Below are 13,504 nucleotides of genomic sequence, written 5' to 3' on the forward strand. Positions count from 1 at the left end.
CGAACGCAACACAGGGACCTGCCGCCACGGTCGTGTCGAGCGGGGGGTTCGACGGCCGTGACGGCAGGCGGTTCGTGGCGGGCGGCTCAGGCCACCGGACCCTTGGCGAGCGTGACGCTCGCGGTGTGGGAGGCACCGGACGCGTCGGTCCAGGTGACGCTGACGCTCTGGCCCGGGGCGTAGCCGCCGAGCGCGGTCGTCAGGGCCGAGGCCGAGTCGATCGCTGTGCCGTTCACCGCGGTGATCGTGTCGCCGGCGGTCAGTCCGGCTGCCGCGGCAGGGCTGCCGTCGATGACGCCGGCGATGGTCGCACCGGGGGTCACCGCACCCGTGGCGTCGCCGTTCGAGGAGCCGAAGTCGAAGCCGTTGCCGCCGTAGCCCGACCCGTAACCGGAACTGGAGCCCGTGCTCGCGTCGCTCGCGGAGTCGACCTCCACCCCCAGGAAGGCCGGGTAGCCGATCGTCACGGTCGAGGAGGACTGGCCCGACTCGATCTGGCCGGCGATGGTCAGGGCGGTCTCGATCGGGATGGCGTAGCCCGCCGTCGCCGTTCCGCCCTGCTCGGCCGCGGTGTCGATGCCGATCACTTGGTCGGCGGAGTTGAAGAGCGGTCCGCCGGAGTCGCCGGCCTGGATGTCGGCGTCCGTCTCGATGAGGCCGTTCAGCGTCTCTGAGGCAGCCGTCTGCTCGGCCTGGGTCGTGATGGTCTGGTCGAGCGCGGTGATCGTCCCGGGCGATGCGGAGGGCGTCCCTCCGGTGCCACCGGCGTTGCCGACGCCCGTGACCGTCTCGCCGACGGTCGCGTCCGACGCGGTGTCGAGGTTGGCGGTGCTGAGGCCGGAGGCGCCGCTCAACTGCAGCACGGCGATGTCGTCCGTGGCGTCGGTTCCCACGACACTGGCGGTGTACTGGGCGCCGGTCGCGACGACCGTGACGCTGATGCTGGTCGCTCCCTCGACCACGTGGTTGTTGGTGAGGATCTCGCCGCTCGAGGTCAGGACGAGCCCCGTGCCCGCGCTCTCGGCCTGGTCGTACGTCAACTGGGAGGTGATGTCGACGACGCCGACCTCCTGCGCGGCAGTCGCGCTGGCCAGGGTGGACGTTCCGGAGGAGCCGGAGGAGCCGGAGCCTCCTGAGCCGTACCCGTACCCGTAGCCGTTCCGCCCCAGGACGGCGTGGATGCTCGCCGAGGAGGAGGCGGATGTCGATGCCGCAGTGGCGGAGGCAGAGCCGCTCGCCGCGAGCCCGAACGCCGCGCCGATCGCGGCTGTCGCGGCGACCGCCGTCGACACCACGATCGCGCGTCGACGCCGCCCGCGCCGTGCGTGCGACGGCACGTCGACAGGCGGCACAGCGCCCTGGCGGTTGGTCGTACCCGTGGGAGCCTCGTCAACGGTGTCCATGGCTCGTGTCCTCTCGGCTTCTCGCTTGATGGCCACAGCACACCGCAGCCGAGTGAGAGCCCCTCATGGACGACCTATGGCCTTGCCGGGAGAAACCCAGGGTTTGCTGGGACTTATCTATGTCACAGCCTGGTCCGGCAGCGGGTCGTGCGCCGGCCGGGTGGTGCCCCGACGATCGAGCCGGGCCTTCGCCCAGGTGCGGATCGGCGTCTCGATGAACCGCCACGATGCCACCGCCAGCGCAGCCGTGATGACGAACGCCACGACGACACGCACCGACTGGGGACCGGGCAGAGCGGGAACCTGCGCGAGCACGACGTAGTGCCACAGGTAGAAGCCGTACGACAGGTTGCGGCCGGGCCAGCTCAGCCAGCGCAGTGACAGCGCACGTGTCAGCGGGGAGCGCGGGCTCGTAGCGAGACCGCAGATGACGATTGCCGCCAACAGGCCCGTGACGACGAACCCGAAACGATGGTGGAACGCCAGCGCCCCCGCGTCCAGCGTGCGGTACGGGAAGAACAGGGCGATCCAGACGAGTCCGGCCAGCGCCGGCCACATCGCGAACCGGCAGAGCCGTGCGAGCACGCTCGCGACCGCGGGCCAGCCCACCAGCACGAGCGCGAGCACGCATCCGAAGAGCAGCTGGTCCGCGCGGGTGTCCAGGCCGTCCGTGATCCGGTTCGCCCCGGCGCCCGCGTGCCAGTAGTGCACGCGCAGCACCGTCGGGACCATCGCCAGGAGCGCGGTCGCGACGGCCGCGATCCGGATGCCGGCGTACCGCAGGAGCAGCACGAACAGCAGCGGCCAGACCAGGTAGAACTGTTCCTCGATCCCCAAGGTCCAGGTGTGCCCGATCGGGCTGGCGGTCAGGACACCGACCGGGGTGGAGGCGCGCACGATGTTCTCGACGTACAGCGCACCCCAGAGCGCGTCCCACGCGCCGTTGCGGTAGAGGAGGTCGTGCCGGAAGATCGCGATGACCGCGACCGCGGCGCAGACCGTCAACAACGCCGGCCAGAGCCGGGCCAGCCTCAGGGCGTAGAACCTCCCGAAACGGATGCGAGCCGTCGCCTGCCATTCCCGCAGGAGCAGCAGCGTGATGACGAAGCCGCTGAGCACGAAGAAGACGTCGATGCCCACCTCACCGCCGAACATCCGGTCGCGGTAGGCATGGAACGCGAACACGGCGATCACGGCGAGCACCCGCAGCCCGTCGAGCGCGAACAGGCGCGACGACAGAAGGTTCGTGGGAGGCATGAGAGCGCGATCATATACGGGACGCTCAGGCTCCGCCGTCACCCCTCACGCGACCCCTGTGACGCGTCCCCCCTCCAGCACGTACCCCACCGCCACGGCGCCGGCGATGCACAGCATGAGCGGGGCGAGCATATCCGGTCCCTGGTTCGTGAACTCCATCACCAGCAGCAGGGCCGTGAGCGGCGCCCGCATGGTCACGGCCAGGAACGCCGCCGACCCGAGGAGCGCGAACGCGGCGAGCGGCTCGCCGGGCCAGAGCAGCTGCCACGCGCCGCCCAGCGTCAGGCCCAGGCCGGCGCCGATCGCGAGCGACGGGGTGAGCGTCCCACCGGCGGCGCCCGCTCCGATGGTCCCGACGGTCGCCGCTGTCTTCACCAGCGTGATCACGAGGATGACCACGACGGGCAGCGACGCCGACAGCGCGAGCTGGCCGAGCGACCGCCCGTTCCCCAGGATCGCCGGCAGCCACAGGGAGGCGATCCCCACGGCGATGAAGACCAGCGGCATCACGATCAGGATGCCCCACGATGCCGGCCGGTGGTTCTGAGCCAGGCGGGTCAGCCGCACGAAGCCGACGGCGGCGAAGCCGACTGTCGGTCCGGCCACGATCGCCCAGACGACGATCTGCGGATGGATCGGCACCTGCTCGACGACGTAGAGCGGATTGGCCGGCACCACCAGCCGGGCCACCAGCGCCGCGATCGCCGAAGTGGCGAATGCCGGGACGACGGTGGCGAAGCTGATCTCGGCGAGCAGGATCTCGATCGCGAAGACCGCGCCGCCGAAGGGCACGTTGTAGACGGCGGCAAGACCGGCGCCCGCACCGCACGCGACCAGGATGCGACGCTCGCGGGCGCTCACGCCGGCGCGCTCGGCCAGCCACGACGCCCACCACGCCGCGATCTCGCGTGGCGCGACCTCGCGACCGATGGAGGCACCGAGGCCGACGATGACCACCTGGAGGCTGGCATTCAGCAGTGTCACGACACCGGGCATCCGCCTGCCCCCGACCGCGGCCTCCACCGACACCACCGCGCGGTCGGCGCGCCGTCGCCCCCAGGCGCGTAGGAAATACCAGCCGACTGCGCCGACGATGCCGGCCACCCCGAGGGCGACGACGCGGCTCACCGGCGGGGCGTCGAGCAGTCCCTCGAGGAACGTGCCCTCCGAGTAGCCGAAGGCCACATGCTGGATGGTGTGGAGGCCCAGGTAGACGAGCCCGCCGCCGACTCCCGCACCGACACCGACGAGCGCCGTCACCACGACCAGCCGGACCAGCCAGCCCGGAGCGGTGGGTCCTGGCACGTGGCGGGCGATGGGCACGGGGTCAGGCTATCGTCCGCCCAGGAAACGCGTCACACGCGCGGCCAGCGCGTCACAGCGCGGCCAGCGCGCCGACCGTGAGCAGAGTGACGGTCGTGGTCGTGCAGGCCGTGAAGGAGGCGTCCTTCACGAACAGCGACTCGGTCGACCCCGGCGGGTAGACACGGAATCCGTCGGCCTTCTTCGGCTTGCAATCCGCCTCCGGGTAGTTCAACGCCTGGGTGATCTTCAGCGGCGCCTGCGCGGTGCCACCCGGTTGGAGGACGACCGTCGCGTGCGGGGCGCTCCGGTCGAAGTCAGCCGGGTTTCCGAGCTGCGTGCCGTTGCCGTCACCGACGAACGACACGCCAGGCCAACCCTGAAGGGAGCACTGGCCCAATCCGTTGTTGGTGAGAACGAGGGTGACCTCCACATGGCCGGCGGCACCGCCTCCGCCCGGACCTATGCTGCCGGTCAGGTCGGAGGTCGCGCACTGTCCTTCGATGGGCTGCGAAGTGCTCGTGCCGGTCGGTCGCGGCGAGGCGGAGCCCGTGTCCGTCGGCGAATTCGACGACGAGGGAGACGCGGACGGAGTCTTCCCTGATGCGCAGCCGGCGACGCCCACGGCGAGCGCTGCGGCCAGCGCGAGCGTGACGATGGTGCGAGCGAGCGCAGGGCTGGAGGACGCGGACATGCCCTATTGTCAGCACGCCGCACCCAGGGCTTGCGCGACGACGCGCCGCCCGCCCGGCAGATGCCCTGGCAGGATGGACCTATGAAAGCGCTCGGACACTGGCTCGCCCGTTACTGGACAGTCGTCGTCCCGGTCGCCGGCATCATCGTGCTCGTCGCGTTCTGGACGGTCGAACTTCAGCCGTTCGCGGTCGGGCTGATCGCCGTCGTGCTCGCGGGCACGGTATTGGCGGCGGTGCAGCACGCGGAGGTCGTGGCCCACCGGGTCGGCGAGCCCTTCGGATCGCTCGTGCTCGCCGTGGCCGTCACGGTCATCGAGGTCGCCCTGATCGTCACGCTCATGACGACGGGCAAAGACAGCGCGACGCTCGCGCGCGACACGGTCTTCTCCGCTGTGATGATCACGATGAACGGCATCGTGGGCCTCAGCCTCCTGCTGAGCGCCTCCCGCCGCGAGACGACGACGTTCAACGCCCAGGGCAGCGGGGCGGCCCTCGGCACCGTGACGGCGATGGCGACACTCACCATGGTGCTCCCGACGTTCACCCAGGCGACGCCCGGCCCCGAGTTCTCGTCCAGCCAGCTCACGTTCGCGGCCATCGCGTCGGTGGCGCTCTACGCGATGTTCGTGTTCACGCAGACCTTCGCCCACCGGGACTTCTTCCTGCCGGTGTCGCCCAAGGGCGCCCGGCTCACCGAAGACGTCCACGCCGATGCCCCGTCGACCCGCACCGCGCTCATCAGCGTCGGCCTGCTCCTCGTCGCGCTGGTCGCGGTCGTCGGGCTCGCCAAACTGGAGTCGACGCCGATCGAGAGCGCGGTGACCGGGATCGGCCTCCCCCAGTCGTTCGTCGGCGTGATCATCGCGCTCCTGGTGCTGCTGCCGGAGGGCATCGCCGCAGCGAAGGCGGCGCGGCGCAACCGGATGCAGACGAGCCTGAACCTCGCCCTGGGGTCGGCGATCGCGAGCATCGGTCTGACGATCCCCGCGATCGCGATCGCGTCGATCTGGCTGCCCGGCCCCCTGCACCTGGGCCTCGGCTCCAGCCAGATCGTGCTGCTGATGCTGACCGTCGTGATCAGCATCCTGACGATCATGCCGGGGCAGGCGGCGCGCATCAAGGGCGGCATCCACCTCATCATCTTCGCGGCGTTCATCTTCCTGTCGATCGCGCCCTGACCATGCCGTCGCCCTCCTGACGGCTTAGGGTGAGGCCATGAGCGAGCGCGACCCGCGAGTGGACGCGTACCTGGCCGGGCTGCCCGCCTGGCAGCAGGAGGTCTTCGGCGTGCTGCGCGAGATCCTCCACGCGGCGGACCCGGAGATCGAGGAGACGATCAAGCGCTCCGCGCAGCCGTACTTCGTGCTCGACGGCAACGTGGCCGCCTTCCTGGCGGCGAAGGACCATGTGAACCTGTTCGTCTACGACGGCGGGATCGTACCCGACCCGAGCGGGCTCATCACCGCGGGCCACGACAACGCGACGGCGCGGACGATCGGCTTCCGGGAGGGCGACCCGATCGACCGCGAAGCGCTCCTGGTCTTCCTTCGTCGGCTCATCGCGGACAACCGCGCGGGCGGCTGGAGGAAGCTCACCGGGCGACGCTGACGGCGGCATCCAGAGCTGCTCGGCTGCGAGGCGCGCGGGGGGCCGGCACCGCAGCGCATCCAGGCCGTCGGCGTCCAGTCGGGTAGGTCGCGCGGCGCGTTACCCCCAGCTCGCGAGGTAGGAGTCGCCCGCGAAGCCCCGCGGACGGATGCCCCACTGCGCCGTCCAGGTCTCGTCGGGCTCCAGCCAGCGCAGGCCCCGCCCGGTGTTGAGCGCGTTCGCCGGGGCCGTCATCGGCTCCACGGCGAGCGCGACCTCACCGACCTCCTTGGTGGCGAAGGCCCGATGGGTGAACAGCTGGACGTACGCGAACGACGCGTCGCCCCACAAGGTGACGGTTCGGCCGTCCGCCGAGGCCAGCGTGTGCTCGACGGGGGCGGCGAGGTCGCCGAAGCCGTCGTTCACGTCGAGCTCGGCGACGGTCCGTCCGCCCGAGAGGTCGTAGGGGGTGCCGGCGACCGGCGTCTCGCCGACGACGTTCAGCCGGTCGTCGGTCTCGAACCGCGTGCCCGCGTGCACGGTCAGCGTCAGCTGCGAGGGCGGCACGTCGCCGATGCGCAGGTAGGGGTGCGCTCCGATCGCGACAGGCGCGGTGCGGGCACTGCGATTGGTGACGGTGTGGGTCACGGTCAGCCCTTCGGTATCGAGCTCGTGCGTGACCGTGGTGTCGAGCACGAACGGATAGCCGGACTCGGGGTGGATCGTCGCGGCCTGCGTGACCGCGGAATCGGAGCGCTCGACCAGCGCGTACGGACGGAAGCGAAGCAGGCCGTGCGAAGCGTTGCCGAGCGCCGGCTCCGTGATCGCCAACCGCTGGGGTACGCCATCCAGCTCCCATACCCCGTCCTTCACGCGGTTCGGCCACGGCATCAGCACGATGCCGTCGGCAGCGGGAGGCGTGGTGTCCTCCGGGAACGGCTCGACGAGATCCGCGCCCCCGTAGCGGAGGATGCGGATGCCGGCCGCGACCTGGGTGATCGTGGCGGTCAGATCGCCGAACTCGAGCTCGTACTGTTCTCCTGTCGGTGCGCGCATGGAGACAGCGTAAGCCTCAGGCGATGGTCACGGGCAGGCCTGCGGCGCGCAGCGCCCGCACCTCGTCCGCGTCGGCAGACTCCCCCGTCAGCAGCCCGGCCACCTCGTCGATCGCGGCGATGCGGCCGACGTGCGTGCGGCCGAGCTTGGAGCCGTCGGCGACCACGAGCGCCCGTGCCGACGTCGCGACCATCACGCGTTTCAGGTCCGCCTCCGGCAGGTTCACGTTGGTGACGCCGCCGGTGGGATGCACGCCCGTGCAGCCGATGAACGCCACGTCGGCGTGCAGCCGCTCCAGCAGCGCAGACGCAAGCGGCTCGACCAGGGAGTGCTGCAGCGGCCGCAGCGTCCCTCCCGTGACCACCACCTGGAACCGCGGGATCGCGCGCTCCAGCTCGAGCGCGATCGTGAGACCGTTGGTGATGACCGTCACGTCCTCCAGGTCGTCGCGGTCGGCGAGCGCGCGGGCGATGGCCGCGGTGGTGGTGCCGACGTCGAGCAGCACGCTGCTGCCCGATCGCACCAGCGCGGCCGCCGCTGCGCCGATGCGGCGCTTCTCGTCCGCGGAGGACTCAAGAGCCTCCTCGAAGCTCGCCTCCCGCGTCGCTGCGGTGCGGAGGACCGCCCCGCCATGGACGCGCCGGATGCTCTGCTGCGCGTCGAGGGCGTCGAGGTCGGTGCGCACCGTCACGTCGGAGACGTGGAACTCGTCGCTCAGCTCGGCGACACGCACGAATCCGGCCCGCCCGATCAGTTCGAGCATCCTCTCGCGGCGAAGCGCGGCAGGCAGCGGTTCGTTCATACCGGCAATGCTCCTGCGCTTGCGTTTGCTTGTCAATCCACAAGGAGTTGAGTACATTTGCTTTCGCAAACGAAAGGTAAGCATGGCCGCCATCACGAAGCGCCCGCACCGCCTCTCCGACGGTCGCGACCTGATCTACTACGACGACGCGGACTCCGCGCTCGGCTCCGAACGCGTCCCCGACCTCCGGGAGCCCACGCAGCGACCGGCGACCGCGACCATGCGACAGGACCCTCTGACCGGCGAATGGATCTCCATCGCCGCCGCGCGGCAGAACCGCGTCATGCTCCCCCCTGCCGAGCTCGACCCGCTCGCGCCGGCGACCCCGGGCAACCCCTCCGAGATCCCGAGCCTCTACGACGTCGCGGTCTTCGAGAACAAGTCGCCGTCGTTCGGCCCGCTGCTCGGCGACGCGAACCAGCCGGAGGGCCTCGACGACCTCGCGACCATCGGCCTCGGCCGCACCCGCACCTCCGTCGGCCGCTGCGAGGTGGTGTGCTTCAGCCCCGCCACCAGCGGCTCGTTCGGCAGCCTCACGCCGACCAGGGCGCGCACGGTCATCGAGGCCTGGGCCGACCGCACCGCGGTGCTCTCCGCCCTCCCGAATGTGCGCCAGGTGTTCCCGTTCGAGAACCGCGGGGAGGCCATCGGTGTCACCCTGCACCACCCGCACGGTCAGATCTACGCCTACCCGTACATCACCCCGCGCACGAGCGCGCTGATCCGGTCGCTCGAGACCTACGGCCCGACGCTGTTCGCCGACATCCTGGACCGCGAGCGCGCCTCCGAGCGGGTCGTCCTCGCGGGCGAGCACTGGACGGCGTTCGTGCCGTTCGCCGCGCGCTGGCCGATCGAGATCCACGTGCTGCCGCACCGCCACATCCCCGACCTGGCCGCGACCTCCGACGCCGAGCGCGACGAGCTCGCCACCCTGTACCTGCGCGTGCTGCGCGGTGTCGACGCGCTCTACGACTCCCCCACGCCGTACATCGCGGCCTGGCACCAGGCGCCGGTCGACTCCCACCGCGACGAGATCCGCCTCATGCTGCAGCTCACCTCCCCCCGCCGCGGCGCGGATAAGCTGAAGTTCCTGGCCGGCTCGGAGTCGGCCATGGGCGCCTGGATCGGCGACATCCCGCCCGAGCAGGCGGCCGCCGCGCTCCGGGAGGCCGTCGCCCGGGCCGACCGCGAGAATCCGGTGGGCGAGCTGCCCGTCGGCATCGCCGGGCTGGTCACGGCCGCCGGCACGACGCCCTCCGCCGCTGATGGCACCGCCTCCGACATCTCCAGAGGAAAGATCTCCGCATGACCGACCTGCGTACCGGCGTCCGCGACGACTTCGTCTCGATCTGCGGCCGCGAGCCCGACGGCGTCTGGTCGAGCCCCGGCCGCGTCAACCTCATCGGGGAGCACACCGACTACAACCTCGGCTTCGTGCTGCCCTTCGCGATCAACCGGCGCACGGTCGCCGCGCTCGGCCTCCGCGACGACCGCACCGTGCGGGTCGGCAGCACCTTCGCCGACGAGCTCGTCGAGATCGACCTCGACCGGCTCTCCCCCCAGGCCCTGGACGGCTGGTCGGCCTATCCGTTGGGGGTCGCCTGGGCGCTCGGCGAGTTCGGCGCCGATCTGGGGGCCGTGACCGGCTTCGACCTGCTGCTCGACTCCAACGTCCCCGTCGGCGCCGGACTCTCGTCGTCGGCCGCGATCGAGGGCGCGACTGCGCTCGCCCTCAATGACGTGTGGAGGCTCGGGCTCGACCGCCGCACCCTCGCGAGCGTCGGCCAGCGCAGCGAGAACATCGTCGTCGGCGCCCCGACCGGGATCATGGACCAGACGGCCTCCCTACTCGGCGAGCAGGACGCCGCCGTGTTCGTCGACTGCCGTTCCCTCGACGCGCAGATCGTGCCCCTCGGGCTTGAGGAGGCCGGACTGGCGATCCTCATCGTCGACACCGGCGTCACGCACGCCCACGCCACCGGCGGCTACGCCGAGCGGCGCGCGTCGTGCGAGGCCGGCGCGCGGGCACTCGGCGTCGAGTCGCTGCGCGACCTCGACGTGCACGACCTGCCCCGCGCCAGGGAGGTCCTCGACGACGTGACCTTCCGCCGGGTGCGGCACGTGGTCACCGAGGACCAGCGCGTGCTCGACACCGTGCGCACCCTGCACGAGAGCGGACCCGCCGCCATCGGCGAGCTGCTCGACGCCTCCCACGCCTCCATGCGCGACGACTTCGAGATCTCGGTGCCGGAGCTCGACCTCGCCGTCGAGACGGCTCAGGCGAACGGCGCCGTCGGCGCCAGGATGACCGGCGGCGGGTTCGGCGGCTCGGCGATCGCGCTCGTGCCGGTGGACGCGCTCAGCCGCGTGCAGGTCGCCCTCGACGGGGCGTTCGCCGAGCACGGGTTCGGCCAACCGGAGCTGTTCACGGTGACCGCATCCGAAGGCGCGCGCCACGAGAGCTGAGCGGCGTTCAGCCGCGCGTCACGTATGTTCGCCAGAATGAGACGATGAACGACCCGGAGATCACCTGGCTGAGTCCTGACACGGTTCAGATCCGTCAGCCCAAGTCGTCGCACTGGGAAGCGCCGTTCCTGTTCCTGCTGTTCGGGCGGGCGCGGGTGCTCCTGATCGACACCGGCGCCACCGGCGACGAGCGGGTGTTCCCGCTGCGCGACACCGTCGAAACCCTCACCGACACGTGGCTGCGGCGCAACCCCGTCGTCTTCACGCGCCCCTACCCGCTCGTCGTAGCGCACAGCCACGCGCACCGCGACCACATCGCGGGCGACGCCCTGCTCGCCGCCCGGCCGGGCACGACCGTCGTCGGCACGACCCCGGCGCAGGTGATCGCGTTCTTCGGCTTCCGGTCCTGGCCCGACGAGACGGTGGAGTTCGACCTGGGGCAGCGGATCGTCGACGTGATCGGGGGCCCGGGTCACGAGCCGTCCGCTGTCGCCTTCTTCGATCGGGAGACCGGCATCCTCTTCACAGGCGACACCGTCCTCCCCGGTCACCTCTACGTGCGCGACCGTTCCCAGTACGTGGCGACGATCGAGCGGTTGCAGCGCTTCCGCGACGCGTCGACCGCGCCCGTGCGGGAGCTGCGCGGCGCGCACGTCGAGATGTCGGCGACGCCGGGCGTGGTCTATCCGCCGGGGACGATCGACCAGCCGGACGAGCTTCCCCTCGCGCTTGCTCCGCGCATCCTCGACCGGGTGCGGTCGGCTCTGGACGAGTTCGGCGACGAGCCAGGGGCGCGGGTCGTACGCAAGCGCTTCATTCTCGCCGCAGACTGAGCGACGGGCTTTCGGAGTTTCGTACGCCTCGCTCTAAGGTGAAGGACATGACCATCGTGACCCTCACCGACGGCTCCACCCCGCAGGTCGCCGACGACGCGTTCGTCGCCGCCGGCGCCGTGCTCGCAGGGCGTGTGCGCCTCCTGCCCGGCTCCAGCGTCTGGTACAACACCGTGGTGCGGGCGGAGGCCGAGGACATTGTGCTCGGTGAGCGCAGCAACCTCCAGGACAACGTGTCGTGCCACGTCGACCGCGGCTTCCCACTGACCATCGGCGCCGACGTCTCGGTCGGCCACAATGCGGTGCTGCACGGCTGCACGATCGAAGACGGCGTGCTGGTGGGGATGCACGCGACCGTCCTCAACGGCGCCGTGGTCGGCGCGGGGTCGCTGCTGGCGGCCGGTACGGTCGTGCTCGAAGGCGCGGTCATTCCACCTGGCTCCCTCGTCGCCGGAGTCCCCGGCACAGTGCGCCGCGAGCTCACCGACGACGAGCGCGCCGGCATTCTCCGCAATGCCCAGGCCTACCTGGTGCACGTCACCGAGCATCCCGCGACCTCCAGCGAGCAAGCGACCTGAGTCGAGGGGCACGTAGGCGTCCCTAAAACTGAGTTTTAGGGGCGTCTACGTGCCCCTCGAGCAGCCTTCAGGAGGGTTCTACGGGGGCGGGCTCGCCGCCCGTGATGCGGACGAGCTCGTCAAAGGTCGTGGGGAAGACGGTGTGCGCGTGGCCCGCGGCGGCCCAGACTTCCGGGTAGCCGGCCAGGGCGACATCGACGACCGTGCGCAGCCGCTCCGGATGACCGAGGGGCGCGACGCCGCCGATCGTCTGACCGGTCGCGACCTTCACGGTCTCCGGGTCCGCACGGCGGATGCGACCGCCGAGCCGCTCCCCCAGGAAGGCGGTGTCGACTCGGTGCGCGCCGGAGGTCATGACGAGGAGCGGTTCGCCGTCGATCGTGAAGACCAGGGAGTTGGCGATCGCGCCGACCTCTACGCCCAACTCGGCCGCGGCGGAGACGGCCGTCGGCGTCGCGGACTCGAACCAACGCACGCGCGGCTCGATCCCGGCCTCCAGGAGGGCGGCCTCCACCCGCTCGACGGCGGCATGGGTGCGCTCGGCGCCCGCGTCCGTCATGCCAGCGCCCGCTCGGCCGACTCGACGACGTTCTGCAACAGCAGCGCGCGGGTCATCGGTCCGACGCCGCCGGGGTTAGGCGAGACCCAGGAGGCCACCTCGGCGACATTCGCCGCCACGTCGCCGGCCACGACGCTCTTGCCGGTCACCGGGTCCTCCACCCGGCTGACACCCACGTCGAGCACGATGGCGCCCGGCTTGACGTTTTCGGCGGTGACCAGTCCGGCCACCCCGGCCGCGGCGACGATGATGTCGGCGCGGAGCAGGTGCGCATCCAGGTCGACCGTGCCGGTGTGGGTCAGCGTGACCGTGGCGTTGTACTCGCGGCGGGTGAGCAGCGGGCCGATCGCGCGGCCAACAGTCACTCCGCGACCGACGACGACGATGTCCTTGCCGTTCAGCTCGATCCCGTGGCGCTGCATCAGGTCGATCACGCCGCGCGGCGTGCAGGGCAGCGGCGTCGTGATCGGGCGGTTGACGTTGAGCACGAGGCGGCCGAGGTTCGTGGGGTGGAGCCCGTCAGCGTCCTTGGCGGGATCGACGAGCTCCAGGATGGCGTCCGTGTCGATGTGCGACGGGAGCGGCAGCTGCACGATGAAGCCCGTGCAGTCGGGGTCGGCGTTGAGCTCCTCGACAACGGCCTCCAACTCGGCCTGCGAAATGTCCGCCGGAAGGTCGCGGCGGATGGAGGCGATGCCCACCTCCGCGCAGTCGCGGTGCTTGCCCGCGACGTACCACTGCGAACCCGGGTCGTCTCCGACCAGGATCGTGCCGAGCCCGGGCACGACGCCCTGCTCGCGTAGCGCGCTCACGCGCTCCTTCAGCTCCGCCTTGATCTCGGCCGCTGTCGCCTTGCCATCCAGAATCTTCGCCGTCACGTCGGCCTCCACACTCACTACGAACCGTCGAGTGCGCGGACAATCCGCCCACTCGACGGTTCTTGGCTGTTTTTTCGCCGTCTCGGCA

At 71.0% G+C, this 13,504-nt stretch carries 14 protein-coding genes; 6 read left to right on the forward strand and 8 right to left on the reverse strand.

The genetic code is table 11. The features are described from left to right. Positions 1–86: 86 nt before the first annotated feature. The 4 genes from ACPPVW_RS02775 to ACPPVW_RS02790 all read right to left on the reverse strand — a co-directional run bounded on the left by ACPPVW_RS02775 (position 87) and on the right by ACPPVW_RS02790 (position 4,656). Positions 87–1,403, reverse strand: coding sequence for a S1C family serine protease (locus tag ACPPVW_RS02775; protein ID WP_426625024.1), 1,317 nt, complete (start codon positions 1,401–1,403; stop codon positions 87–89). A 117-nt stretch (positions 1,404–1,520) separates the two neighbouring features. Further along, positions 1,521–2,660 carry an acyltransferase family protein gene (locus tag ACPPVW_RS02780; protein WP_426625025.1) on the reverse strand — a complete coding sequence of 380 codons (1,140 nt, stop codon included), beginning with the start codon at positions 2,658–2,660 and terminating at the stop codon, positions 1,521–1,523. Between the two features lie 45 nt (positions 2,661–2,705). Further along, complete coding sequence (locus ACPPVW_RS02785) at positions 2,706–3,983, reverse strand: chloride channel protein (RefSeq protein ID WP_426625026.1); 1,278 nt, start codon at positions 3,981–3,983, stop codon at positions 2,706–2,708. A gap of 52 nt (positions 3,984–4,035) precedes the next feature. Continuing rightward, entirely contained in the window at positions 4,036–4,656 is a 621-nt protein-coding gene (locus tag ACPPVW_RS02790) for a DUF4232 domain-containing protein (protein ID WP_426625027.1), read from the reverse strand. Between the two features lie 81 nt (positions 4,657–4,737). Between ACPPVW_RS02790 and ACPPVW_RS02795 the strand changes: the two genes are divergently transcribed. Further along, the gene (locus tag ACPPVW_RS02795) at positions 4,738–5,835 is read left to right on the forward strand and encodes a calcium:proton antiporter (protein ID WP_426625028.1); all 1,098 of its coding nucleotides are present in this window, start codon (positions 4,738–4,740) and stop codon (positions 5,833–5,835) included. A 37-nt stretch (positions 5,836–5,872) separates the two neighbouring features. Then, positions 5,873–6,265, forward strand: a complete 393-nt coding sequence (locus tag ACPPVW_RS02800; protein WP_426625029.1) for a DUF1801 domain-containing protein — start codon at positions 5,873–5,875, stop codon at positions 6,263–6,265. Between the two features lie 99 nt (positions 6,266–6,364). Here the strand turns inward: ACPPVW_RS02800 and ACPPVW_RS02805 are convergent, their stop codons facing one another. Together ACPPVW_RS02805 and ACPPVW_RS02810 are read right to left on the reverse strand one after the other, a co-directional pair. After that, positions 6,365–7,300, reverse strand: coding sequence for an aldose 1-epimerase family protein (locus ACPPVW_RS02805; protein WP_426625030.1), 936 nt, complete (start codon positions 7,298–7,300; stop codon positions 6,365–6,367). A gap of 16 nt (positions 7,301–7,316) precedes the next feature. Continuing rightward, the gene (locus ACPPVW_RS02810; RefSeq protein ID WP_426625031.1) at positions 7,317–8,102 is read right to left on the reverse strand and encodes a DeoR/GlpR family DNA-binding transcription regulator; all 786 of its coding nucleotides are present in this window, start codon (positions 8,100–8,102) and stop codon (positions 7,317–7,319) included. An 82-nt stretch (positions 8,103–8,184) separates the two neighbouring features. Between ACPPVW_RS02810 and galT the strand changes: the two genes are divergently transcribed. From galT to ACPPVW_RS02830, 4 genes are read left to right on the forward strand one after another with little or no spacing between them, the layout of a single operon-like run. After that, on the forward strand, positions 8,185–9,411 hold the full coding sequence (gene galT / locus ACPPVW_RS02815; protein WP_426625032.1) for a galactose-1-phosphate uridylyltransferase: 1,227 nt from the start codon (positions 8,185–8,187) through the stop codon (positions 9,409–9,411). Beyond that, positions 9,408–10,568 (forward strand): galactokinase, encoded by a 1,161-nt coding sequence (galK, locus tag ACPPVW_RS02820; protein WP_426625033.1) that lies wholly within the window; start codon positions 9,408–9,410, stop codon positions 10,566–10,568. The genes galT and galK overlap by 4 nt, the downstream gene beginning before the upstream one ends. A 44-nt stretch (positions 10,569–10,612) precedes the next feature. Further along, a complete protein-coding gene (locus ACPPVW_RS02825; RefSeq protein ID WP_426625034.1) occupies positions 10,613–11,401 on the forward strand; it encodes an MBL fold metallo-hydrolase in 789 nt (262 codons plus the stop codon). A 47-nt stretch (positions 11,402–11,448) separates the two neighbouring features. Beyond that, positions 11,449–11,979, forward strand: coding sequence for a gamma carbonic anhydrase family protein (locus tag ACPPVW_RS02830; RefSeq protein WP_426625035.1), 531 nt, complete (start codon positions 11,449–11,451; stop codon positions 11,977–11,979). A 67-nt stretch (positions 11,980–12,046) separates the two neighbouring features. Here ACPPVW_RS02830 and ACPPVW_RS02835 read toward each other — a convergent pair whose 3' ends face one another. Continuing rightward, entirely contained in the window at positions 12,047–12,538 is a 492-nt protein-coding gene (locus tag ACPPVW_RS02835; RefSeq protein ID WP_426625036.1) for a YbaK/EbsC family protein, read from the reverse strand. Further along, complete coding sequence (locus ACPPVW_RS02840) at positions 12,535–13,416, reverse strand: bifunctional methylenetetrahydrofolate dehydrogenase/methenyltetrahydrofolate cyclohydrolase (protein ID WP_426625037.1); 882 nt, start codon at positions 13,414–13,416, stop codon at positions 12,535–12,537. The genes ACPPVW_RS02835 and ACPPVW_RS02840 overlap by 4 nt, the downstream gene beginning before the upstream one ends. Between the last annotated feature and the right edge of the window lie 88 nt (positions 13,417–13,504).

This window comes from Leifsonia sp. McL0607 (genome assembly GCF_049993355.1).
In the GTDB taxonomy this organism is placed as follows: Bacteria; Actinomycetota; Actinomycetes; order Actinomycetales; family Microbacteriaceae; genus Leifsonia.